Genomic DNA, 22,032 nt, shown 5'->3' with positions numbered 1-22,032 from the left:
CGGATTTCAGACTTCCTGTACGGTAACCCCGCAGGGCGGAAACCGGAACGGGTCCATGGCCAAGGAGATAGAGCGGAAGTTCCTCGTGGCAAACGACGATTGGCGGGCGCTCGCGACGACCGCGACGCCGATGCGTCAGGCCTATGTCGTTCTCATGCAAGACCGCTCCGTCCGCGTGCGGACGAAGAATGGCACCTCGGCGCAGCTGACGGTCAAGATCGGCCAGAATTCGCTGATCCGCGACGAGTTCGAATATCCGATCGCCCTCGAGGACGCCGAGGAGATGATCGCACTTGCCGTCGGCAACGTGATTGAAAAGGTGCGTTACACCGTCGAGCATCACGGCTTCATCTGGGAGATCGATGTCTACGAGGGCGCCTACCAGGGATTGGTGATCGCCGAGGTGGAACTGCGCAACGAAAGCGACGCCCCGTCCCTGCCCCACTGGATCGGGCGGGAAGTGACAGGAGACCGGCGCTATTCCAATCAGGCTCTGGCGACCGAGAAGCTGCAGCAGGACGCGCTTTATGGCCTACCGAATTAGGCCGGACCGTCCCTTCACCAGGGAACTGCGCAAGGCGGCAGGCGGGCAACTCGAGCGGGCAATCACCCTCATCACGGAGCAGCCCGAGGGCCTGCACGAAGCCATCCATCAGGCCCGCCGGAAGCTGAAGCGCGTGCGCGCGCTCTACCGTCTGGTGGCGGCGGACGCGAAGGATTTCCAGAAGCAGGAGAACACGCGCCTGCGGGAAACCGCCCATGCCCTCTCATTGGTGCGCGATGCGACCGCCCTCATCGAGACCGCGGCCTATCTCGAAGACCATGCGCTCAACGCCGAGGAGCGGGAGGCGCTCGCTCATGCCCGGACGGCCCTCACGGCAAGAAGGGACGCCATGTCGGAGAACGAAGTCGACCTTCCACAAAAGGCGGAAGCCGCCGTCGTGGCATGCCGCGACGCGATCCGGGCGCTCGACGAGCTTTCCTTCGACGACGGCCGGCAGGCGACGGCGAAGCGCATTGCCGGGGGATGGCGGAGCAATCTTTCACGCGCGAGAGACGCCGGCGCGGCCTGCCGGACAGATGCCCACGAAGAAGTCTTCCACGAGCTGCGCAAATGCGCGCAGGACTATTCGATGCACCTCGCCCTCCTGCGCGACCTGTGGCCTTCCGCAATGGCCGCCAAGCTCGCTGAGGCCAAGGCGCTCGTTGCCGTCCTCGGTCACGAACACGATCTGGCGCTACTGGTCGCCCTTCTCGACCGTGAGCCCGATGTCCTGAACGGCGGCGCGGAGCTTGCACACCTGTTGGGTGCGGTCATCCGCCAGCAACAGGCGCTGCGGCGCGAGGCGCTGGAGAGCGCCGAACGCCTCTTCGCCGATCCACCGAAGGCCGAAGCCCGCATCATCGAGGCCCTCTGGCTCGAAGCCAGCCGCTGAGTGCGATGTTTTCCTCCGGCTCACGGACTGGTCAAATGCGTGGAGTTGCCCTATTCCTGCTGACAAAATCTGCCAGCAGGAATACCGATGAGCCGTTCCGAACGCCTCCTGCAACTGCTTCAGGTCCTGCGCCAGCATCGCCGGCCGGTGAGCGGCCGCGTGCTTGCGGAAACGCTCGGCATATCGCTGCGCACGCTTTACCGCGACATCGCCTCGTTGCAGACGCAAGGCGCCGACATCGACGGGGAAGCCGGCGTCGGCTACATGCTGCGCCCCGGCTACATGCTGCCGCCCCTGATGTTTTCGCCGGAAGAGATCGAGGCGCTCGTCCTCGGTTTCCGCTGGGTGGCGAGCCGCGGCGACGGCGGGCTTAACGACGCGGCACACAATGCCCTTGCCAAAATCGAGGCGGTGCTGCCGACCGATCTCCGGCAACACCTCTCGACATCTGGCCTGATGGTCGGGCCCGGCGGAAAGACGAACGACGGTATCGTCGACGTCGCGCTGGTGCGGCAGGCCATCCGCGCCGAGCACAAGCTGCGGATAGGTTATCGCGACGGCGACGGCAGCTCGAGCGAACGGGACATCTGGCCGATTGCGCTCGGCTATTTCGACAGCCAGCGGATCATCGTCGCCTGGTGCGAGATGCGCGAAGGCTTCCGCCATTTCCGCACCGACCGCCTGACGGCGCTTGAGAACCTCGCCGTGCGCTACCCGAAACGAAGGCTCCAGCTCGTCCGCGAGTGGCGGCAGTTGCAGGGAATAAGTGCGCCTCCGTTCTGATGCTGACAAAAATTGGCAGCAGCTTCACATAAAGTCCGGTCATTCCGAAACGAAAACCAGAGAAACGGAAATGACTGCACGAGCCTACGCCCTCCTCTATGTCGCCAACCCGATGAAAAGTGCCGAATTCTACGGCCGCCTCCTCGGCAAGGCGCCCTTCGAGGCACACCCGACCTTCGTCAGCTTCGAAATCAACGACGGGCTGCTGCTCGGCCTTTGGTCGACGTCGAGCACCGACATATCCTCGCCGACACCCGCCGGCGGCAGCGAGGTTGGCCTCGTCGTTGCGACACCCGCCGACGTTGACCGCCGCTTCGAGGAATGGAAGCGCGCCGGCGCGACGATCCTCAATGAGCCGGCGGACATGGTGTTCGGCCGCACCTTCCTCGCCGCCGATCCGGACGGCCATCGCCTCAGGGTGTTCAACGAAGGCGACGCGAGCTGACGGCGCAAGCGCCACGCTGAAACGAAAACCCCCTCCGCGAGGAGGGGGCTCTGTCGTCTGCCGATTGTCCAGAAGGATCAGAACGCCGGGATGAGGGCGCCCTTGAATTCCTCGTTGATGAAGGCCTTGATGCTGTCGTCATGATAGGACTCGACCAGCGTCTTCACCCAGGGCGCGTCCTTGTCGGCGGTGCGCACCGCGATCACGTTGGCATAGGGCGACTTCTCGCCTTCGATGGCGATCGCATCCTTCTTCGGGTGCAGGCCGGCTTCCATCGCGTAGTTGGTGTTGATCACGGCGGCGTCGACGTCGTCCAGCGAGCGCGGCAGCTGGGCGGCGTCGAGCTCAGCGAACTGGATGTTCTTCGGGTTCTCGGTGACGTCGGCCGGACCGACCTTCAGGCCGGCTTCGGAGTTGACCTTGATGAGCCCCTTCGAGGCGAGCACGAGCAGCGCGCGGCCGCCGTTGGTCGGGTCATTCGGGATCGCGACGGTCGCACCGTCCTGCAGCTCGTCGAGGCTCTTCACCTTCTTGGAATAGACGCCCATCGGGGTGGTGATGGTCGTGCCGACGCTGACGATGTCGAAACCGCGGTCGGCGATCTGGTTGTCGAGATAGGGTTGATGCTGGAACGAGTTGGCATTGAGGTCGCCGTCTGCCAGCGCCTGGTTCGGCACGACGTAGTCGGAGAACTCGACGATATCGATGTTCAGGCCCTTCTTCGCAGCGATTTCCTTGACCTTTTCCATGATCTGGGCGTGCTCGCCGGCGGTCACGCCGACCTTGATGTCTTCGGCGAGCGCCGCACCGGCGGAAAACAGGGCTGCGATAGCGGCAGCGACGATCAGTTTCCTCATTGTCTTTTCTCCTTGGGTTTCCTGAAAGGGAGGTTTCAGTTCTTTCGGCTGCGCTTGTCGAAGCGCCGGGCGAGCGCATCGCCGGCGCTCTGCACGGCCTGGACGAGCAGGATGAGCACGACGACGACGGCGAGCATCACTTCGGGCATGAAGCGCTGGTAACCATAACGGATGCCGAGATCGCCGAGCCCGCCGCCACCGACCGCGCCGACCATGGCGGAGTAGCCGATGAGGCTGACGACCGTCAGTGTCAGCGCGAGCGTGATCCCGGGCCTGGCCTCGGCGAGCAGCACCTTCATGACGATCTGGACTGGTGTCGCGCCCATTGCACGCGCCGCCTCGATGAGCCCCTTGTCGACCTCGCGGATCGCCGCCTCGATCAGGCGGGCGATGAAGGGAATGGTCGAGATCGTCAGGGGAACGATCGCGGCGATCGTGCCGATCGAGGTGCCGGTGATGAACCGCGTCAGGGGAATGATCGCAACCACGAGGATGATGAAGGGCGTCGAGCGCAGCGCGTTGACGACCAGACCGACGATGCGGTTGGTGAGCGGCGCCTCGAAGAGCTCTCCCCTGCCGCTGGTCGCGAGAAAGATCCCCATCGGCAGGCCGACGAGCGTGCCGATGAGACCGGCGGCAGCGACCATCTGCAATGTCTGCAGCAATGCCTTGAAGAGAAGGCCGGCGAGCATGTCAGGCGCCATAGCCGAGCACCTCCGTGGTGAGACCGGTTTCGCGGTAGAAGCGCCCTGCCCGCTCCAGCGTCGCCGCGTCGGCAGGATAGGAAACGACGAGCGAGCCGAACGGCTCGCCGGCAATCTCGTCGATCGCACCCGCAAGGATGTTGAGGTCGGCGCCGATCTCGGCGGCGAGCCGTGCGGTCAGCGGCTGGAAGGCCGTCTCTCCGAAGAAAATGAGCCGCACGAAGGCCCGGTCGCCGGGGTTCGGCGCGCTGGCGAGATCGCTGCTGATCCACTCCGGCAGTTTCACGCCGACCGCGGCCGAGAGCAACGCCCTCGTTGTTTCGTGCTGCGGGCGCGTGAAGACATCGAAGGTCCGCCCCTGCTCGACGATGAGACCCTGATCGATCACCGCCACATCGGAGGCGATGGTCTTCACGACCTCCATCTCATGGGTAATCAAGAGCACGGTGAGGCCAAGCTCGCGGTTGATCCGCTTCAGGAGATCGAGGATGGATTGCGTGGTCTCGGGGTCGAGCGCCGACGTCGCTTCGTCGGAGAGCAGGAGCTTCGGCTCCGTTGCAAGCGCCCGTGCGATCCCGACCCGCTGCTTCTGCCCGCCGGAAAGCTCGGCCGGATAGCGCTTCGCCTTGTCGCCGAGGCCGACCAAGTCCATCAGCGGCCCGACCTTCGCCTCGATCGTCCGGGCGTCGACGCCGGCGATTTCGAGCGGCAGCGCGATGTTGTCGCGCACGGTGCGCGAGGAAAGCAGGTTGAAGTGCTGGAAGATCATTCCGATCTGCCGCCGCAGCGATCGCAGGCCCGCCTCGTCGAGCGCACCGACATCGACGCCGTCGACCGTCACGCGGCCGGTGGTGGGTGTCTCCAGTCCGTTGACCAACCGGATCAGTGTCGACTTGCCCGCCCCGGACCGGCCGATGATGCCGGTAATCGAACCGCGCGCCACGGCAAAGTCCACACCGGCGAGCGCGGAAAACGTGGGACGGCCGGCGCTGCCGCCGAAGCGCTTTGTGACACCTTCGAACGTCACCATCGGCTGCGTGCCGGCCTTCGGGAGATGTGCGACGACCGACATCACGCCCCCTCCGGCACGAGCGAGATCCCGCTGCTTCGTCTGTTCATGAAATTTCTCTTCGGTAGAAGGCCGCAAATGGGCCACGGATGGGCGTTCTCTCGGTACTTACCGCGAGCAACACATTCGACGCATGAGACGCCGGTCTACCATTCCCTACCATTCCCTTTCAAACTCGCGGCCTGCATAGGTGCCATGCATCCGCGAACGATGGCCTCTTATCGCACCATCATACCGGCTTGCCGAGCGACGTTATTTCCCTCTTCCGCCTTACGGCGCAAAATATGACCAAACGTCCCTGGATAGCCACAGGCGTTCAGGCGCGCCGCCTTGGGAGGATACGGCGCGCCTTCGTCGTTCAAGCGACGACGCTGACGAAGCTGTCCTTCGGACGACGAACCTTCTTGAGGTTTACCAGCCAGTCGCTTTCCACCTCACGGTAGCCGAGCGGCATGATCGTCACCGAGCGAAGGCCGCGTTCGCGCAGACCGAGGATTTCGTCGAGCTTGTCCGGCTCGAAGCCTTCCATCGGTGTCGCATCCACGCCCTCGAACGCGGCAGCCGTCAGCGCCAAGCCAAAGCCGATATAGGCCTGCCGGGCGGCATGCTGGAAATTCACCTCCGGATCGCGCTGCGGGTAGTTGTTGAGCAGCATCTGACGGTAGTTTTCCCAGCCCTCGTTCCTGAAGCCGCGCTCCTCATTGACGAGGTCGAACATCTGGTTGATCCGCTCGGGCGTGTAGTTGTCCCAGGCGGCGAAGACGAGCAGGTGCGAGCCGTCGGTGACCTGAGCCTGGTTCCAGGCGACCTCGCGAATGCGGGCGCGCACCTCCGGGTTGGTGACCACGATCACTTCATAGGGCTGCAGGCCGCTGGACGTCGGCGCCAGCCGAGCAGCTTCGAGTATCCGCTCGACCTTGTCGTCGGGGACGACCTTGGTCGGGTCCATCTTCTTGGTCGCGTAACGCCAGTTGAGCTTGTCGAGGAGCATGAGAGTACCTTTCTGGTCTGGTGGTTTCCGAAGCGCCGGCCATTCTGGCGAGGCACCTTCTGAAACCTGGTAACGAAACGTAACCAGACCTAAATATGTAACTCTACACGAGACACAAGAAGGCACATGCGTTATACCAAGTCACATGGAGGTAAGTGTAATGTGTTCGAGCTTTGACCCAGGCAAGTGTCCGACCGTCAGCGAAATGCTGTCACGGCTCGGCGACAAATGGACCGTTCTCATCATCATGGTGCTCAGAAACGGCCCGCAGCGCTTCAGCGACATCAAGCGCACGGTCGTCGGTGTATCGCAGCGCATGCTGACGCTGACGCTGCGCGCGCTTGAGCGCGACGGCATGGTGCGTCGAACCGTCTACGCGACGGTGCCGCCGCGGGTCGAATACGAACTGACCGAACTCGGCCGGTCCTTTTCCGAGCCGATCCAGGCGTTCGGCGGCTGGGTTTTCGAGAACTATAACCAGATCCACGCCGCCCGCGCCGAATTCGATGCCCGCAGCGAGGCGGAACGCGGTAACGACAAGTTGATCAAGATCGGTTGAACGAAGTTCGCCGCCCGGCCTCGAGGCTTCCCGTCGAGCGGGCGTCTCAGAGGGAGCGAACGTCAATGCGCCCGCACTATCGTGACGCCGGGTTCACAGAAACCACGTCCGCGAAACGCACAAGGGCTGCGCGAATGGCGTCTTCCGTCTCCGGCGCGCCGAGAATGGCCGCGATTTCGTCCTCCGATTTGCCGAGCAACGGCACGCGCAGGAAGGTCTCGGGTCTGAGATCGGTCGCGATCGTCTTCAGCACTTCCGTCAGCGCTTCCAGCGCGAAATCGCCCCGATGCGAGGCATGCACGAGCATGACGGGCTTGCCGGGGATTTCGAAGCGCGACACCAGCCAGTCGAGGGCGTTCTTCAGCCCACCCGGAATGCCGTGGGCATATTCCGGCGCGCTGACGATCAGGCCGTCCGCCGTCGCGATCTCTCGCGCAAAGGCCAGCACCGGCGCGGGCGTAAGATCGCCTTCCAGGTCGGGATTGAAGATCGGCAGCAGGCCGATCAATCCGGAGATTTCGACCTCCACGCCGTGCGGGGCTAGACGCCGGATCGCTTCGAGCAGCGCGCGATTGGTGGAGCGTGTCCGCAAGGAACCGCAGAGCGCGTAGAGGCGTTTGGCCGGGACCGACATGTGGGCGTGCCTTTCAGGAGAATCGGAGCGCCATCATCTCACGTCGGCCGACCGTGTCACCCCGCCTTGAAGTTTCCCTTCGGAAACTGCGAGGCGAGAGCGCTGTACCATTTGCCGCTCTTCTTCACGATACGTTCCTGGGTCTCGTAATCGACATAGACGAGACCGAAACGCATGCGATAGCCCTCCGCCCATTCGAAATTGTCCATAAGGCTCCAGGCGAAATAACCGCGCATCGGAAAACCTTCGCGGATCAGATCGGCGACGACGCCGAGGTGCTCGGCGTAGTAGTCGAGCCGCGGCTGGTCGTCGACCTCGCCGTTCTGCGGGCCCATGTTGTAGCAGGCGCCGTTCTCGGTGATGTAGCAGGCGGGCAGATCGTAGCGGTCGTAAAGCTCGGTGACGAGCGACTTCAGCGCCGGTGCGTAGACCTCCCAGCCGATATCGGTCTTGACCTTCGAAACCGGCGGAGCGCCCGCGGTCGCCGGAAACTCGGCGTCGGGCACAGGATCGGCGGCAACCCGCATCGGCGTGTAGTAGTTGAGCCCCCACCAGTCGAGGCTCTGGCCGATCACCTCCATGTCGCCATCCTCGATCGCCGGCATGCGGCCGCCCAGCGCGTCCATGAACTGATCGGGATAGGCGCCATTGAAAACCGGATCGAAGAAGACGCCGTTGTGGAACTGGAAGGCGCGCTCGACCGCCGCCTTGTCGGCATCACTGTCGGAAGCCGGGATCACCGCGTGCGCGTTGATGACGAGGCCGGCCGGCACCTGCGGCGCCACCTGCCGGATGGCGTCGATCCCGAGGCCGTGGGCGAGGTTGGTGTAGTGGAGTGCGTGCAGCGCCGCATCCATGTTCCGCTCCCCCGGCGCATGCACCCCGTAGAGATGGGAGAGCCAGACCGAGCACCAGGGCTCGTTGAAGGTCGCGACGGCATCGAGCCGGTCGCCGAGCCGCGCCATCACGATTTTCGCATAGCGGTGGAAGGCATCCGCCGTCGAGCGCGCCGTCCAGCCGCCGTCACCCATCAGCACCAGCGGCAGATCCCAGTGGTAGAGTGTCGCGAAGGCCTTGATGCCCCGCGCCTTCAGTCCGTCGAGCAGCTTGTCGTAGAAATCGAGGCCCTTCTCGTTGACACGGCCCGTGCCCTCGGGGATGACCCGGGGCCAGGCGATCGAGAAGCGGTAGGCCGAAACGCCCATCTCCTTGATGAGGTCGAGGTCCTGTTCCCAGCGGTGGTAATGGTCGCAGGCGACATCACCGTTATGCCTCTGGTAGACGCGTCCCGGCATGTTGGAAAAGGCATCCCAGATCGACGGCTTGCGGCCGTCCTCCTTCGTCGCCCCTTCGATCTGAAAGGAGGCTGTGGCTACCCCGAAAACGAAATCGCCGGGGAACCGTTCGGCAAGCTTCTTCGGATCGATCATGGAAACACCCCGTCACTCTGGATCACAGCACGCGCGGCCGGAAGGGATGGCGCACGGCCTGCGCGAAAACATCGAAAGCGGTTTAAACCAATCCGCAACGGGGAAAAAGACCGCCGGACGAAAAACTGCAACGTTGCAGTTGAACGACACCCTCCCCTGAAGGGGAGGGTCGGACCGCAGGTCCGGGGTGGGTGGGGAGACTGCGGCTTTTCACCCCCACCCGCCGCTTCGCGGCGACCTCCCCCCTCAAGGGGGAGGTGGATGAACAATCACACCCTCACCCACGCCCCGTTCTGCTTCGACGAAGCGATGCAGGCCTCGACGAAAGCGACGCCCCTCACCCCGTCGTCGATGGTCGGATAGACCACGGCGGGATCGACCGCCGTACCGGAGCGGGCAGCCGTGATGGCGGCAGCCGCTTCCGTGTAGATCGTCGCGAAGGCTTCGAGATAGCCTTCCGGATGGCCGCTCGGAATGCGGGTGACGCGCGCTGCGGCCGCACCGGCGCCGGCGCCCGCACGGGTGATGAGCTGCTTCGGCTCGCCGAGCCGGGTGAACCAGAGATAGTTCGGATCGGCCTGCGTCCACTCGATGCCGCCGCGGCTGCCGTAGACGCGCAGTTTCAGCCCGTTCTCGTGGCCGGTCGCAACCTGGCTGCACCAGAGCATGCCCTTCGCCCCACCCTTGAAGCGCAGCATGACATGGGCGTTGTCGTCGAGCTTGCGCCCGGAAACGAAGGTATGGACGTCGGCCGCCAGTTCATCGAGCTCCAGCCCGGAGACGAAGCAGCCGAGATTGTAGGCATGCGTGCCGATGTCGCCAGTGGAGCCGCCCGCCCCCGACTGCTTCGGGTCGGTCCGCCACGCCGCCTGCTTCTGGCCGGTCTGCTCGATCGGTTCGGCGAGCCAATCCTGCGGATACTCCATCTGCACGACGCGGATTTCGCCGAGTTCGCCGTTGAGTGCGAGTTCCCGCGCGTGGCGAACCATTGGATAGCCGGTGTAATTGTGGGTGAGGATGAAGAGCGCGCTGCTCTTGTCCGCCACCTCTTTCAGTTTCTTGGCGTCCTCCAGATTGGAGGTCAGCGGCTTGTCGCAGATGACGTGGATGCCGCGCTCCAGGAAAGCCTTGGCGGCCGGATAGTGCACGTGGTTCGGCGTGACGATCGACACGGCCTCGATGCCATCGGGCCTTGCCGCCTCCTTCTCCGCCATCTCTTCGAAGGAACCGTAGCAACGCGCCGGGTCGAGGCCGAGTTCACGGCCCGAAGCCAGCGACTTCTCCGCCGTCGAGGAGAGCGCGCCGGCTACGAGATCGAAATGATCGTCGAGCCGGGCGGCCATCCGGTGCACCCCACCGATGAAGGCGCCCTGCCCGCCGCCCACCATGCCAAGCCTGATCTTCGCCGTCCGCATTCCCTCGTCCTTGCCTTCGATTGCCATGGTGTTGTTCTCCTTAAGATGAGTGAAAGCCCCCTCTGGCTCCCGCCATCTCCCCCACAAGGGGGGAGAGCGATCGCCGCCATGGTCCCGCTCGTAGTGGTAAGGTCACCGTAGAGCTCAAACGTTGGCGGCAAAGCCCCTCCCCCTTATTGGGAGGGGTTGGGGAGGGGAATAAGCGCCTGTTACAGCCCCAGCATCCGGCGGTTGGCCGCCTCGTCGGTGCCGCCGGAGGCGAAGTCGTCGAAGGCCTTCTCCGTCACGCGAATGATATGCGCCTTCACGAACTCGGCGCCTTCACGCGCGCCGTCTTCCGGATGCTTCAGCGCGCATTCCCATTCGACAACCGCCCAGCCGTCGAAATCGTTCGCCGCCATCTTCGAGAAGATCGCACCGAAATCGACCTGGCCGTCGCCGAGCGAACGGAAGCGGCCGGCCCGCTCGACCCAGCCCTGATAGCCGCCATAGACGCCCTGCCGGCCGCTCGGGTTGAACTCCGCGTCCTTGACGTGGAACATCTTGATGCGGTCCTTGTAGATGTCGATGTTGTCCAGATAGTCGAGGCATTGCAGCACATAGTGCGACGGGTCGTAGAGCATATTGGCGCGGGGGTGGTTCTTCACCCGCTCGAGGAACATCTCGAAGGTCACGCCGTCATGCAGGTCTTCGCCGGGGTGAATTTCGTAAGCGACGTCGACGCCCTGCTCCTCGGCATAGTCGAGGATCGGCAGCCAGCGCTTGGCGAGTTCATCGAAAGCGGTTTCGATGAGCCCGGCCGGCCGCTGCGGCCACGGATAGACAAACGGCCAGGCGAGCGCACCGGAGAAGGTCGCATGCGCCTTGATGCCGAGGTTACGGGAGGCCTTCAGCGCGTACTTGACCTGCTGCACCGCCCATTCCTGCCGCGCCTTGGGATTGCCACGCACTTCCGGCGCCGCGAACCCGTCGAAGGCCTCGTCATAGGCGGGATGAACTGCAACCAGCTGCCCCTGCAGATGAGTGGAAAGCTCGGTCACCTCGACGCCGTTCTGCCGCGCGACACCGGCAAATTCCTCGCAATAGTCCTTGGATTCGGCCGCCTTTTTCAGATCGATCAGCTGTCCCGCCCAGGTCGGCACCTGCACGCCGGCATAGCCCTTCTCGGCGGCCCATTTCGTGATTCCGTCCCAGGAATTGAATGGCGCCGCATCGCCGGCGAACTGCCCGAGAAAGATGCCAGGCCCCTTGATCGTCTTCATGAATGCTCCTCCACATCTGCAACGTTGCCGTTAACAATCACAGCATTATACGCCGGAGACAACCGGCCAGATTTCGCGGGATGGCCCGCCCGGAATATCCGGGCAGGCGCAGTCTCGTTCGCGCCCGTGATCAGAATGGCGAGTCCGGGAAGTAGTAGTTCTTGGCATTGCCCGACGTGATCAGGGTCGCATCCAGCGTATAGGTGCCGTGCACGGGAACCTGGTCGTAAATGGCGGCCGCCGTCAGCTCCATCGCGGTGCCGACCATCGCCGGCGGATAGAGCACGTCGACCGGGATCATCTTGTCGCCGTCCATGACCTTCTTGATCATGTCCTTCGAACCGGCGCCGGCGACGACATACTGGATGTCGGTGCGCTTGGCCTGTTCGATCGCCTGCAGCACGCCGACGGCCATGTCGTCGTCCTGGCACCAGACCACGTCGATCTTCGGGTATTTGGTCAGGTAGTCCTGCATGACCTTGAAGGCGTCGTCGCGGTTCCAGTTGCCGAACTGTCGGTCGAGGATCTTGACGTTCGAGCCCTTGATGCCCTCGTCGAAACCGTCCTGTCGCTGCTGGTCGATCGGGATCGGCAGGCCGCGGATGACGACGACTTCCGCGTCGGGCGTGTTCTTGGCGATATACTCGCCGGCGACGCGGCCGAGCGCCGGGTTGTTGCCGGCGACATAGAGATCGCGGACAGTGGCATCGTTGACGCTCGGCGCCCGGTCGACGATCGAGACGAACGTGCCCTTGTTCTTCACTTCCTTGATCGCGTTGACGAGCGGATCCGGATCGGTCGGCAGGATCACCAGTGCGTCGATCCCCTGCGTTTCGAGGTCCTGCAGGGCATTCGCCTGGCTCGCCGGGTCGGGCGAGGTCTTGACGATGACGTTGAGGCCGGGATGCTCCTTCATCAGAAGCTCGGCCACACGGTTCGCGTGGTAGACGACGCCCGCCGTCCAGCCGTGGTCGGCCGCCGGAATGGAAACGCCGATCGTCTTTGCATCCTGGGCGTGGGCGGCGCCGAACATCGCCGTCATGGCGACGGCAAGGCCCAAGAGTCTCTTGTGCATGTCTTTCCTCCCGATAGTCACTGGGGTGTCGGTTTGCGAGCGGGCCACCCCTTCAGCCCGGCCCTCTCACGGTCTGCGCGTCAGCGAGCGCTGGACGAGCATCGCGATGATGATGATCGCGCCCTGGATGGCCCCGATCAGGTATTCGCTGATGAAGTTGGAGAGCAGCATGATGTTGCCCACCAGTTCGAGGATGAAGGCGCCGCAGATGGTTCCCCAGACACGTCCGACGCCGCCTTTCAGCGCGGTGCCGCCGATGACGACGGCGGTGATCGCCTGGAGCTCCCAGAGAATGCCGGTGGTCGCCGACGTCGAGCCGAGGCGCGGCACGTAGAGCAGCACCGCGATCGCCACGCAGATGCCCTGGATGACGAAGGCGAGCGTGCGCACCCTGTCGACGCCGATGCCGGAGTAGCGCGCCACCTCGCGGTTCGAGCCGACGGCGACGACGTGCCGGCCATAGCGTGTGCGATAAAGGATGAAGGCAGCGATCGCCGTGACCGCCAGAATGACGAGGATCGGAACCGGCACACCGAGGATAGACCCGAAATAGGCCGGCCGGTACATCTCCTGGATCTCGGGCGAACGCAGCGTGATCGCGCCACCCTGCGAGAGCCAGGTGGTGAGGCCGCGATAGATGCCCATGGTGCCGAGGGTGGCGATGAACGGCTCGATGCGGCCGACCGTCGTGATGAGGCCGTTCGCCAGCCCGCAGAGCGCCCCGATGACCGTGGCGAGCGTAACCGCGGCGGCGAGCAGCAGCGACGGGTCGGCAATCGCCCCAGAATTCAGGAAAAGGATCATCAGGCTCGCCACGAAGGCGACCATCGAGCCGACGGACAGGTCGAGATCGCCGGACGAGATCACGAAGGTCGCCCCGACCGCGATGATCGCGATGAAGGCACTGCGCGTCGCGACATTGGCGAGGTTGTTGATACCGATGAAGTTCGGATTGACCAGTGCACCGACGACCAGCAGCAGGGCCAGCGCCGCGAACGGCGCGACCGCCCTCAGATCGATGCTCCTGCGTCCCTTGCGAACAGCCGCAACCGCTCCACCCTCTTCACTCCTCGACATCGTCACTCTCTTCCTCCCGGCCGGCGCGTCCTGCGGCCGGCATCCTCTCTTGTCCGATCCCGATCAGCCCGCCAGTTTCCGTTTCAGGCCGGCGGCGTAGCGCATGATCACCTGTTCGGAGACCTCCTCGCCTTCCAGCATCCCGACGATCCGCCCCTCGCGCATCACCGCGACGCGGGTACAGAGCCCGATCACCTCCTGCATTTCCGAGGAGACGACGATGATCGAGCGCCCCTCGCGGGCGAGCGCGGCGATGAAGTGGTAGATCTGCTGCTTGGTGCCGACGTCGATGCCGCGCGTCGGCTCGTCGATGATGATGACGTCCGGTTCGGTTTCCATGATCTTGGCGAGCAGCAGCTTCTGCTGGTTGCCGCCGGACATCCGCCCGACCATGACGTTGTCGTCGCGCACGCGGATGTCGAAGCGGCGGCGGGCACGCGCGAGTGCCTCAGCCTCGCTCGACGGGTCGAGATAGCCGTGCCGGACATGCCGGTCGAGCGACTGCAGCGTGAGATTGGTCGCCATGCCCTCGCCGAGCAGCAAGCCGCGGCCCTTGCGGTCCTTGGTCATGTAGGCGAGGCCGTTCGCCTTGGCCGAGAGGAAATCGCCGGAGCCGATTGCATGTCCCTTGAGCACGACCTCGCCGGACAGGCGCGGCCTGAGGCCCGCGACCGCCTCCATGAATTCGGTGCGGCCGGAGCCGATAAGCCCGGAAAAGCCGAGCACCTCACCCTTGCGCAGCTCGAAACTCGCATCCTTCACATATCCCGTGGTCAGCGAACGCACCGAGAGCGTGACCTCCTCGTCCACATCCGGCTCGTGCTTGGCGGGATAGAGGCTCGCGAGCTCGCGCCCGACCATCAGCTGTGCCATCGACTCGGCATCGAGCAGTGATGTCGGCGCCGTCTTGATCCACTGGCCGTCGCGCAACACCGTCACCCGGTCGGTCAGTTCGATGACCTCGTCCAGCTTGTGGGAGATGAAGACGAAGCTGGTGCCCTTGGCGCGGAGCTTGCGCACCTGGTCGAAGAGGATGTCGGTCTCGTCACGCGAGAGCACAGCCGTCGGCTCGTCCATAAAGACGACCCGCGCGTCGCGGCTGATCGCCTTGGCGATCTCCACCATCTGCTTGTCGGCGACCGAGAGCGACGAGATCGGCGCATCCTCGTCGATCGACGAGCCGAGGATGTCGAGGACGCGTCGCGTCTCCTCGCGCATGAACCGGCGGTCGAGCACGCCGAAGCGGGCCACCTCGCGGCCGAGGAACAGGCTCTCCGTGACGGTGAGGTGCTCGGCGAGATTGAATTCCTGATGGATGAGCACGATACCGAGCGCCTCGGCCCGGCCGTTCGAAGGAAGGGTGACCGACTGCCCGTCGAGAAGGATCTGCCCGGAGCTCGCCTGCTCGAAGCCCGTCAGGATTTTCGCGAGCGTCGACTTGCCCGCCCCGTTCTCGCCGATCAGCGCATGGACCTCACCCGGAAGCACGTCGAAATCCACGCTGAAGAGCACCTGCACCTCGCCGAAGATCTTCGAAATGCGTTCAGCGGCAAGCACCGGCACGGCAATACCGCCCTCATGGCTGTTCATGCTGTCCTCCCCGCGGCTCCTCCACCGCTTATGTTGCATTGTGTAAACCTTTACACTCGGTATGTAAAGGTTTACATCTTCCGAAATGTGGGGATGACCACTACCGGGCCGGCTTTCGCCCGAAAGGAGCCGGCGATAATGTCGCGAGCGATTCCGGAAGGATAAGGGGGCTCCGCCCGTGTCGAACATCACGCCCGCAACGATCGAGGACGTCGCGCGTCTCGCCGAGGTTTCGATCGCGACCGTCAGCCGGGCGATTCACACGCCGGAGAAGGTCGCCAAATCGACGCGCCAGCGGGTCAACCAGGCGATCGCCATCACCGGCTACACCACCAACGCCATGGCCCGGTCGCTGCGCATGGGCCGCTCCAACATGATCCTGGTGCTGGCACCGGACATCGGCGACCCGAACTTTTCGAGCATTCTGGTGGGGCTCGAGAACGAGGCGCGCGCCCATGGCTACGGCGTGCTGATCGGTCATACCCAGAACGATCCCGAACGCGGGCTCGAATACCTGAAATTCCTGAGTTCCGGCCAGGCGGCCGGCCTCGTGCTCTTCACCGGCCACGAGCCCTTCGGCCATCAGGCGCTCGGCCAGCGGCTGCCTCCGACCGTCGCCGTGTTCGAGCCGGTCTTCGGCGCGCGGACCTCGTATGTGGGCGTCGATGACGTGGCCGGTGCCCGCAAGGCCGCCGAATACCTGCTCTCGGCCGGCCATCGCTCGATCGCCTTCATCGGCGATTCGAAAACGCGCCTCGGTCAGGCACGCCGCCGCGAGGGCTACGACGTCGCGCTCAACGCGGCACGCATTCCGGCCGACAGACGGATCATCGTCGAGGGCGACGGCACGACGGAAAGCGGCCGCCTCGGCCTCGAACAACTCTTCATGCGCGACACGCTGCCGACCGCCTTCATGTGCGTCAACGACGCGACCGCGGTCGGCGTGATGAACGGGCTCGCTGCCCGCGGCTACGACCTGCCGCGCGACTTCTCCGTCATCGGCTTCGACGACGTGCCGCAGGCGACCTACCTGAACCCGGCGCTCACCACCATCCGCCAGCCGCGCACGGCGATCGGCAGGCAGGCGATGGCCCTGCTTCTCGAAACGCTCGCCACACCGCTCTCCGAACCGAAGGAAATCCTGATCATGCCCGACCTCGTCGTCCGCGGTTCGGTGACGGCGCCCGCGAGAAGGTGAAGGGGAGCAGGCCGGCGTAGTTAAGTTGCGATCACGCAACGCAGCCGGTGATTTGATGCAGGTCATTCCAGGCTGGCGCAGACAGGCTAGAAAAGGCAAAGTCCAAGCCCATTGCCGGAGAGACAAGCGGGAATGCCGTGTCCAGTCGAAGCGCTGGATGATTTCGCCTTCATTCGCGAAATGCGTCCGGAAACGCGCAAGCGTCTCAGTTCCAAGATTACGCTGACAGCCTTGCCACCCACGGCCAGCGTTCTACGCCTCGGCGACGTGGTGGACGGCGTTTATCTCATCCGCTCCGGCAGTATTCGCGTCTATTATCTTGACGCCGACGGTCGCGAAGGAACCCTCTATTGGATCGAAGCCGGACAGAGCTGCATCCTGGCTTTGAACAGCCTGTTCACGGAGATTCCTTACCCCGCGTGGGCAGAGGCCGAGGCAGACGGCGTCGAGATCCTCACGGTTCCGGGGCCACTCTTTCGTGAACTTTTTGCCGGCGAGCCTTCTGCACAGCGTTTCCTGTTCGAGCAGCTGTCGGAACGGGTCTTCGAGTTGCAGAAGTTGTTGGAGCGGACCATGCGCCTGCCGCAGGAACAGCGGCTCATCCTTCTGCTTCTGGCTCACGCCGATGAGAACGGAACTGTCCATTTGTCTCAGGAGAAGCTGGCGCGGCATCTGGGAACCATTCGTGAAGTCGTGGCCCGCCTTCTGCGCCATCTCGCAAGTCAGGGGCTCGTCGCAACTGCGCCGCGCCAGATACGGCTGCTGGACAGGCGCAAGCTCATGAAAATCGCTGCGGCCGAAGATGAAGCGGCCTTGCCTCTGTGGCCCGCGATGCCTCGATGCGGTACGGCGCCCGGACAAGTCCGAGCGCCGCTGACCGACTGATCTCGGTCTACTTGCGCAGCGCGTCCACGGCGTCCTTTGTGGTCAGGACGCCGTTGGCGATCATGCCGTAGTTGACGAGCGCGGCCTTGTAGGCATCGGCGCCGGGAGCCGCGACGGCATCCTTCACGACATAGACCTTGAAGCCGTTCTCCATCAGCGCGCGCATGTGCGAGTCCACGCAAAGGTTGGCGACCATGCCGCCGAGGATGACGGTGTCGATGCCGCGAGCACGAAGCTGGTAGATCAGGTCATTGCTTTCCGGCCCGTACATCTTGTGCGGAGCCACAACGATTGTCTTGCCGTCGTAGATATAGGTCTTGTACGGCTCGTAGAAATCGGCACCGGATCCTTCGAAGCCCTTGGGATCGTTGAGCGACACGCGCTGCAACGCCTTCATGTCGAGAAGCTGGCGCTGCAAGGCCCCTGCCTGCGACCAGTCCACGTCGAGTGCGTTGTAGACCAGCGGGTCGACGGCGAGCGCGACGCCGCTCGACTTCGCCGTCTTCATCAGCGTCTCGATGTTCTTGATCGTGCCGAGCTCCTTGAGATTGTCGGCGAGAAGGCCGTAGAGCTTTCCGTTCTCCGCCAGAAAGTCGTTCTGCGGATCGGTGATGACGATGGCGGTGTGCGCCTTGTCGAAATGCGGGAGAGCGGGCTCGGCGGCGGAAGCAACAGCCGCCGAGAATGCGAGCGGGAGGCCGACTGCAAGCGAGAGGAGGAGATTTTTCATTGTCATTGTCCTTGATAAGCTGATGATATCGGTCATCGCTCGTCCGTGGACGCTATCGATGACGCCGAACGGTTACGCCTCTCGCCAAATCGCCGATGTAACAATTGTTGCGTCCCGAAAGCCGGTCGCCTATCCCGCGATTTGCCCGCCCGACCCCGCCTGTCGTATAGACTATCTGTTCGCCATCCGGGGCACTCACCCCGAGCGCAGCATTGTCACCGCGAGAAACGGAACGGAGATCGAGTTTGAGTGTCGCTTTCGTCAAGGAAGAGAGTGCCGAGGCGGCATCGGAAACGCTTTTGCCCGACCGCCCGATATCGCCACATCCGAACCTCGTGACGGAGGCGGGCCTGAAGGCGCTGGAAGCTCAGTTGCAACAGGCCCGCGAGGCCTATGAGGCGGCCAACACGATCGAAGACGTCAACGAGCGGCGCCGGCAATCGGCGAGCCCCTTGCGGGATCTCCGCTATTTTTCCGAGCGGGTGCGCACGGCCCAGCTCGTTCCGCCGCCGGTCGCGACGGAGACGGTCGCCTTCGGAAGCCGGGTCACCTTCGAGCGCAGCGACGGGCGGGTGCAGACCTACCGGATCGTCGGCGAGGACGAGGCCGACCCGAAGGCCGGATCGATTTCCTATGTCTCCCCGGTCGCGGCGCTGCTTCTCGGCAAGGCCGTCGGAGACGTCGTCAGCGTCAACGGCCAAGAACTGGAGATCACGGCGATCGCATGAGGTTGCCGTCATGCCGGCCTTCGAGCCGGCATCCAGCGCGATCAAGTCCTTGATCGCCGAAAGACTCTTTCACGGCGCAGACGCGCCGTGGCTGGATGCCGGGTCAAGCCCGGCATGACGGCGAATGAGGAGCCGCGGCGGCGGCAGCAGTCTCTGTCAGTGGTTCAGGGCCGGAGCGCATGCACGCCCGGCCCATCTTTCACTTCGGCCTTCCGCCTCAAACGTAGCGGTTGACGACGTTCTCCAGATATTCCTGACGGCCCGACTTCGGCTCGGGATTGATGTTTTCCCGCTCCACCATGCCGGCGATCTCGTCGAGGGAATATTCGCCACGCAGCATCTTCTGCGCTTCCGGGCTCTCCCACCTGGCGTAGCGCTCCTCGAGTGGCTTCGAAAGCGCCCGGTCCTCGATCATCTTCGCCGCCGCCTTGACGCCGCGGGCGCAGCAGTCCATGCCGCCGATATGGCCGATCAGCAGGTCCTGCGGATCGAGCGACTGGCGCCGCAGCTTGGCGTCGAAGTTGGTGCCGCCGGTCTTGAAGCCGCCGCCCGCAAGGATGTGGTAGTAGGCGAGCGCCATTTCCGGCACGTTGTTCGGGAACTGGTCGGTATCCCAGCCGGACTGGTAGTCGTTGCGGTTCATGTCGATCGAACCAAAGATGCCAAAGGCGTTCGCCATGGCGATCTCGTGCTCGAAGGAATGGCCGGCGAGGATCGCATGGCCCTGCTCGATATTGACCTTCACCTCGTTTTCCAGCCCGTTCTTCTGCAGGAAGGCATAGACGGTGGCGACGTCGTAGTCATACTGGTGCTTGGTCGGTTCCTGCGGCTTCGGCTCGATCAGGATCGTGCCCTTGAAGCCGGTCTTATACTTGTATTCGACGACGAGGTTCAGGAAGCGGCCGAGCTGGTGGAGTTCGCGCGTCAGGTCGGTGTTGAGCAACGTCTCGTAGCCCTCGCGGCCGCCCCAGAGCACGTAGTTCTCGCCGCCGAGCCGCTGGGTCGCGTCCATGCAGGTCTTCACCGTCGCCGCCGAGAAGGCGAAGACGTCCGGATCGGGATTGGTGGCAGCGCCCGACATGAAGCGGCGGTTGGAGAAGAGGTTCGCCGTGCCCCAGAGCAGCTTGACGCCGGTCTCGGCCTGCTTCTTTTCGAAATAGTCGACGATCTCGCCGAGGTTGCGGGTGTTTTCCGCGAAGTTCGTGCCTTCCGGCCGCACATCCGCGTCATGGAAGCAGTAGTAGGGCACGCCGAGAAGCTGGAAAAATTCGAAGGCGACGTCAGCCTTGAGCTTCGCCGCTTCCATCGTGTCGGAGAACCACGGCCGCTGGAAGGTCTGGCCGCCGAAGGGATCGCCGCCCGGCCAGGTGAAGGTGTGCCAATAGGCGATCGCGAAGCGCAGATGGTCCTCCATCCGCTTGCCGGCGACGACCTCATCGGGGTTGTAGTGGCGGAAGGCGAGCGGATTGGTGCTCTCCGGGCCTTCGTATTTCACCTTGGCGATATCGCCGAAAAAGCCTGTGCTCATGGGTAGTCCTCCTTTGTGCGTGTTCGAATGCCGTGAAAGTCGCGTTTCTGGCTCCCCCTCACCCTGCCCTCTCCCCGCTGGGGAGAGGAGGGTCCCGGCGCCTGCCGCAGATCTCTTCTCCCCAGCGGGGAGAAGGTGCCGGCAGGCGGATGAGGGGGCGCCCCTGTCAATGAGCCAGCGATTTGATCGCCGGATAGAGCGCCCGGTAGCGCCGGTAGGCGTCCTCGTAGGCGCCCGCCAGACCGGCGACCGGCCCGATCGTTTCTGCCGTCTTCGGCGCCGTGCAGACGGAAAGCGGGTTCGCTCCCGTCGCTGCGATCAGGCCGAGGCGGGCGGCGCCGAAGGCCGCGCCGAAATCTCCGTCGGCCGGGACGTCGACCGGAATGCCGAGTGCGGTGGCGATCGAGGCGAGCCAGTAGCGCGAGCGCGAGCCGCCGCCGATCGCCGTCACCCGTCTGATCGTCGTGCCGGCCGATTTCAGCGCCTCGAGATTGTCGCGGATCGCGAACGTCACGCCTTCAAGCACGGCCTGGGTCAGCACTGCGCGCGCGCTCTCATGGCCGAGGCCGATGAAGGCGCCGCGGATCTTCGCGTCGTTGTGCGGCGTGCGCTCGCCGGAGAGGTAAGGCAGGAAGGTGACGCTGCCCGGCGCCTTCAGCATGTCGCCGAGTTCGGCCGTCAGCTCCCCCGCAGACTTGCCGGTGACGCCCGAATGCCAGTTCAGCGCATCGGTTGCCGAGAGAATAACACCCATCTGGTGCCAGGTTGCGGGCAGCGCGTGGCAGAAGGCGTGCACGGCGCTCTCGGGTTTCGGCAGGTAGCTGCCGTTCGCCGCAAAGAGCACGCCGGAGGTGCCGAGCGAGACGAAAGCCTGGCCTTCCGCGACCGTGCCCATGCCGCAGGCAGACGCCGCATTGTCGCCGGCACCGCCGGCAACGACGACACCCGCCGCCATCCCCCATTCGCCGGCAAGCTCGGCCCGTAGCCGTCCGGCCTCGTCGGTTCCCTCGACCAGTCCCGGCATCTGACTTTCCGACAGGCCGGTGGCCGAGAGCAGCTCCGCCGACCACCGGCGCGCGCCGGTGTCGAGCCAGGACGTGCCAGCCGAATCCGACATGTCGGAGAGATATTCGCCGGTGAGCCAGAGCCGCAGATAGTCCTTCGGCAGCAGCACCTTCGCAACCTTGCCGAAGACGTCCGGCTCATGCTTCGCCACCCAGGCGAGCTTCGGCGCGGTGAAGCCGGGGAAGACGATGTTGCCGGTGATCGCGCGGAACCGGGGATCGGCGTCGAGCGCCGCCGCCTCGGCATGGCTACGGGTATCGTTCCAGAGAATGCACGGCCGTAGGACCCGGTCCTCGGCGTCAATGAGCGTCGCCCCGTGCATGTGGCCGGAGAGCCCGATGCCCTTCACTGCCGCGAGCTCGGCCGGATGCTTCGCCTTGAGGCCGGCAACCGCTTCCCTGGTCGCCCGGATCCAGTCGGCCGGATCCTGTTCCGACCAGCCGGGATGCGGCCGCGAGACGTCGAGCGCGCCGGTCGCCGAGCCGACGACACGCTGGTCGCCGTCGATCAGCATCGCCTTGACGCCCGAGGTCCCCAAATCCAGGCCGAGATACATGTGTCACTCCATCCT

22 protein-coding genes are annotated in these 22,032 nt (G+C 64.3%); 8 read left to right on the top strand and 14 right to left on the bottom strand.

The window, feature by feature from the left end; all coding sequences use genetic code 11:
• Positions 1-55: 55 nt before the first annotated feature.
• From EUU22_RS23175 to EUU22_RS23160, 4 genes are all read left to right on the top strand, one after another.
• On the top strand, positions 56-544 hold the full coding sequence (locus tag EUU22_RS23175; protein WP_129334325.1) for a CYTH domain-containing protein: 489 nt from the start codon (positions 56-58) through the stop codon (positions 542-544).
• Positions 528-1,436: a CHAD domain-containing protein gene (locus EUU22_RS23170; RefSeq protein ID WP_129334324.1), complete on the top strand. Its 909-nt coding sequence runs from the start codon at positions 528-530 to the stop codon at positions 1,434-1,436. The genes EUU22_RS23175 and EUU22_RS23170 overlap by 17 nt, the downstream gene beginning before the upstream one ends.
• 87 nt (positions 1,437-1,523) lie before the next feature.
• Positions 1,524-2,219, top strand: coding sequence for a helix-turn-helix transcriptional regulator (locus EUU22_RS23165; protein ID WP_129334323.1), 696 nt, complete (start codon positions 1,524-1,526; stop codon positions 2,217-2,219).
• A 70-nt stretch (positions 2,220-2,289) separates the two neighbouring features.
• Positions 2,290-2,664 carry a VOC family protein gene (locus tag EUU22_RS23160; protein ID WP_129334322.1) on the top strand — a complete coding sequence of 125 codons (375 nt, stop codon included), beginning with the start codon at positions 2,290-2,292 and terminating at the stop codon, positions 2,662-2,664.
• Positions 2,665-2,741: 77 nt separating this feature from the next.
• Here EUU22_RS23160 and EUU22_RS23155 read toward each other — a convergent pair whose 3' ends face one another.
• The 4 genes from EUU22_RS23155 to EUU22_RS23140 all read right to left on the bottom strand — a co-directional run bounded on the left by EUU22_RS23155 (position 2,742) and on the right by EUU22_RS23140 (position 6,285).
• A complete protein-coding gene (locus EUU22_RS23155; RefSeq protein WP_129334321.1) occupies positions 2,742-3,521 on the bottom strand; it encodes a MetQ/NlpA family ABC transporter substrate-binding protein in 780 nt (259 codons plus the stop codon).
• Between the two features lie 35 nt (positions 3,522-3,556).
• On the bottom strand, positions 3,557-4,225 hold the full coding sequence (locus EUU22_RS23150; protein ID WP_129334320.1) for a methionine ABC transporter permease: 669 nt from the start codon (positions 4,223-4,225) through the stop codon (positions 3,557-3,559).
• Positions 4,215-5,255 (bottom strand): methionine ABC transporter ATP-binding protein, encoded by a 1,041-nt coding sequence (locus EUU22_RS23145; protein WP_129334407.1) that lies wholly within the window; start codon positions 5,253-5,255, stop codon positions 4,215-4,217. The genes EUU22_RS23150 and EUU22_RS23145 overlap by 11 nt, the downstream gene beginning before the upstream one ends.
• Before the next feature lie 397 nt (positions 5,256-5,652).
• Positions 5,653-6,285, bottom strand: coding sequence for an NAD(P)H-dependent oxidoreductase (locus tag EUU22_RS23140; protein ID WP_129334319.1), 633 nt, complete (start codon positions 6,283-6,285; stop codon positions 5,653-5,655).
• Positions 6,286-6,445: 160 nt separating this feature from the next.
• Between EUU22_RS23140 and EUU22_RS23135 the strand changes: the two genes are divergently transcribed.
• Positions 6,446-6,844, top strand: coding sequence for a winged helix-turn-helix transcriptional regulator (locus EUU22_RS23135; protein WP_129334318.1), 399 nt, complete (start codon positions 6,446-6,448; stop codon positions 6,842-6,844).
• Positions 6,845-6,920: 76 nt separating this feature from the next.
• On the opposite strand, the gene EUU22_RS23130 is transcribed toward EUU22_RS23135, so the two are convergent.
• From EUU22_RS23130 to EUU22_RS23100, 7 genes are all read right to left on the bottom strand, one after another.
• The gene (locus EUU22_RS23130) at positions 6,921-7,478 is read right to left on the bottom strand and encodes an NADPH-dependent FMN reductase (protein ID WP_129334317.1); all 558 of its coding nucleotides are present in this window, start codon (positions 7,476-7,478) and stop codon (positions 6,921-6,923) included.
• 56 nt (positions 7,479-7,534) lie between these two features.
• A complete protein-coding gene (locus EUU22_RS23125; protein WP_129334316.1) occupies positions 7,535-8,908 on the bottom strand; it encodes a GH1 family beta-glucosidase in 1,374 nt (457 codons plus the stop codon).
• A 269-nt stretch (positions 8,909-9,177) separates the two neighbouring features.
• A complete protein-coding gene (locus tag EUU22_RS23120) occupies positions 9,178-10,350 on the bottom strand; it encodes a Gfo/Idh/MocA family protein (RefSeq protein ID WP_129334315.1) in 1,173 nt (390 codons plus the stop codon).
• A gap of 182 nt (positions 10,351-10,532) precedes the next feature.
• Entirely contained in the window at positions 10,533-11,585 is a 1,053-nt protein-coding gene (locus EUU22_RS23115) for a sugar phosphate isomerase/epimerase family protein (protein WP_129334314.1), read from the bottom strand.
• A 130-nt stretch (positions 11,586-11,715) separates the two neighbouring features.
• Positions 11,716-12,660: a substrate-binding domain-containing protein gene (locus EUU22_RS23110; protein WP_129334313.1), complete on the bottom strand. Its 945-nt coding sequence runs from the start codon at positions 12,658-12,660 to the stop codon at positions 11,716-11,718.
• Positions 12,661-12,726: 66 nt separating this feature from the next.
• Positions 12,727-13,737 carry an ABC transporter permease gene (locus EUU22_RS23105; protein WP_129334312.1) on the bottom strand — a complete coding sequence of 337 codons (1,011 nt, stop codon included), beginning with the start codon at positions 13,735-13,737 and terminating at the stop codon, positions 12,727-12,729.
• A 63-nt stretch (positions 13,738-13,800) separates the two neighbouring features.
• Positions 13,801-15,327 (bottom strand): sugar ABC transporter ATP-binding protein, encoded by a 1,527-nt coding sequence (locus EUU22_RS23100; RefSeq protein WP_129334311.1) that lies wholly within the window; start codon positions 15,325-15,327, stop codon positions 13,801-13,803.
• Positions 15,328-15,505: 178 nt separating this feature from the next.
• Between EUU22_RS23100 and EUU22_RS23095 the strand changes: the two genes are divergently transcribed.
• Complete coding sequence (locus tag EUU22_RS23095) at positions 15,506-16,525, top strand: LacI family DNA-binding transcriptional regulator (RefSeq protein WP_129334310.1); 1,020 nt, start codon at positions 15,506-15,508, stop codon at positions 16,523-16,525.
• Between the two features lie 132 nt (positions 16,526-16,657).
• Positions 16,658-17,410, top strand: coding sequence for a Crp/Fnr family transcriptional regulator (locus EUU22_RS23090; protein ID WP_129334309.1), 753 nt, complete (start codon positions 16,658-16,660; stop codon positions 17,408-17,410).
• 7 nt (positions 17,411-17,417) lie between these two features.
• Here the strand turns inward: EUU22_RS23090 and EUU22_RS23085 are convergent, their stop codons facing one another.
• Entirely contained in the window at positions 17,418-18,140 is a 723-nt protein-coding gene (locus EUU22_RS23085) for a cysteine hydrolase family protein (RefSeq protein ID WP_129334308.1), read from the bottom strand.
• 245 nt (positions 18,141-18,385) lie between these two features.
• On the opposite strand from EUU22_RS23085, the gene greA reads away from it, so the two are divergent.
• A complete protein-coding gene (gene greA, locus EUU22_RS23080) occupies positions 18,386-18,868 on the top strand; it encodes a transcription elongation factor GreA (RefSeq protein ID WP_129334307.1) in 483 nt (160 codons plus the stop codon).
• Between the two features lie 217 nt (positions 18,869-19,085).
• Here the strand turns inward: greA and xylA are convergent, their stop codons facing one another.
• On the bottom strand, positions 19,086-20,396 hold the full coding sequence (xylA, locus tag EUU22_RS23075) for a xylose isomerase (RefSeq protein WP_129334306.1): 1,311 nt from the start codon (positions 20,394-20,396) through the stop codon (positions 19,086-19,088).
• Between the two features lie 166 nt (positions 20,397-20,562).
• Positions 20,563-22,017, bottom strand: coding sequence for a xylulokinase (gene xylB, locus EUU22_RS23070; protein WP_129334305.1), 1,455 nt, complete (start codon positions 22,015-22,017; stop codon positions 20,563-20,565).
• Positions 22,018-22,032: the final 15 nt, after the last annotated feature.

Source organism: Ciceribacter ferrooxidans (assembly GCF_004137355.1).
In the GTDB taxonomy this organism is placed as follows: domain Bacteria; phylum Pseudomonadota; class Alphaproteobacteria; order Rhizobiales; family Rhizobiaceae; genus Allorhizobium; species Allorhizobium ferrooxidans.
This window is presented reverse-complemented; position numbering and strand designations above follow the sequence as displayed.

Coding starts and splice junctions, on each gene's coding strand:
- EUU22_RS23175 (WP_129334325.1), top strand. CDS start 56: ATGGCCAAGGAGATAGAGCGGAAGTTCCTCGTGGCAAACGACGATTGG.
- EUU22_RS23170 (WP_129334324.1), top strand. CDS start 528: ATGGCCTACCGAATTAGGCCGGACCGTCCCTTCACCAGGGAACTGCGC.
- EUU22_RS23165 (WP_129334323.1), top strand. CDS start 1,524: ATGAGCCGTTCCGAACGCCTCCTGCAACTGCTTCAGGTCCTGCGCCAG.
- EUU22_RS23160 (WP_129334322.1), top strand. CDS start 2,290: ATGACTGCACGAGCCTACGCCCTCCTCTATGTCGCCAACCCGATGAAA.
- EUU22_RS23155 (WP_129334321.1), bottom strand. CDS start 3,521: ATGAGGAAACTGATCGTCGCTGCCGCTATCGCAGCCCTGTTTTCCGCC.
- EUU22_RS23150 (WP_129334320.1), bottom strand. CDS start 4,225: ATGGCGCCTGACATGCTCGCCGGCCTTCTCTTCAAGGCATTGCTGCAG.
- EUU22_RS23145 (WP_129334407.1), bottom strand. CDS start 5,255: ATGGTGACGTTCGAAGGTGTCACAAAGCGCTTCGGCGGCAGCGCCGGC.
- EUU22_RS23140 (WP_129334319.1), bottom strand. CDS start 6,285: ATGCTCCTCGACAAGCTCAACTGGCGTTACGCGACCAAGAAGATGGAC.
- EUU22_RS23135 (WP_129334318.1), top strand. CDS start 6,446: ATGTGTTCGAGCTTTGACCCAGGCAAGTGTCCGACCGTCAGCGAAATG.
- EUU22_RS23130 (WP_129334317.1), bottom strand. CDS start 7,478: ATGTCGGTCCCGGCCAAACGCCTCTACGCGCTCTGCGGTTCCTTGCGG.
- EUU22_RS23125 (WP_129334316.1), bottom strand. CDS start 8,908: ATGATCGATCCGAAGAAGCTTGCCGAACGGTTCCCCGGCGATTTCGTT.
- EUU22_RS23120 (WP_129334315.1), bottom strand. CDS start 10,350: ATGGCAATCGAAGGCAAGGACGAGGGAATGCGGACGGCGAAGATCAGG.
- EUU22_RS23115 (WP_129334314.1), bottom strand. CDS start 11,585: ATGAAGACGATCAAGGGGCCTGGCATCTTTCTCGGGCAGTTCGCCGGC.
- EUU22_RS23110 (WP_129334313.1), bottom strand. CDS start 12,660: ATGCACAAGAGACTCTTGGGCCTTGCCGTCGCCATGACGGCGATGTTC.
- EUU22_RS23105 (WP_129334312.1), bottom strand. CDS start 13,737: ATGTCGAGGAGTGAAGAGGGTGGAGCGGTTGCGGCTGTTCGCAAGGGA.
- EUU22_RS23100 (WP_129334311.1), bottom strand. CDS start 15,327: ATGAACAGCCATGAGGGCGGTATTGCCGTGCCGGTGCTTGCCGCTGAA.
- EUU22_RS23090 (WP_129334309.1), top strand. CDS start 16,658: ATGCCGTGTCCAGTCGAAGCGCTGGATGATTTCGCCTTCATTCGCGAA.
- EUU22_RS23085 (WP_129334308.1), bottom strand. CDS start 18,140: ATGAAAAATCTCCTCCTCTCGCTTGCAGTCGGCCTCCCGCTCGCATTC.
- xylA (WP_129334306.1), bottom strand. CDS start 20,396: ATGAGCACAGGCTTTTTCGGCGATATCGCCAAGGTGAAATACGAAGGC.
- xylB (WP_129334305.1), bottom strand. CDS start 22,017: ATGTATCTCGGCCTGGATTTGGGGACCTCGGGCGTCAAGGCGATGCTG.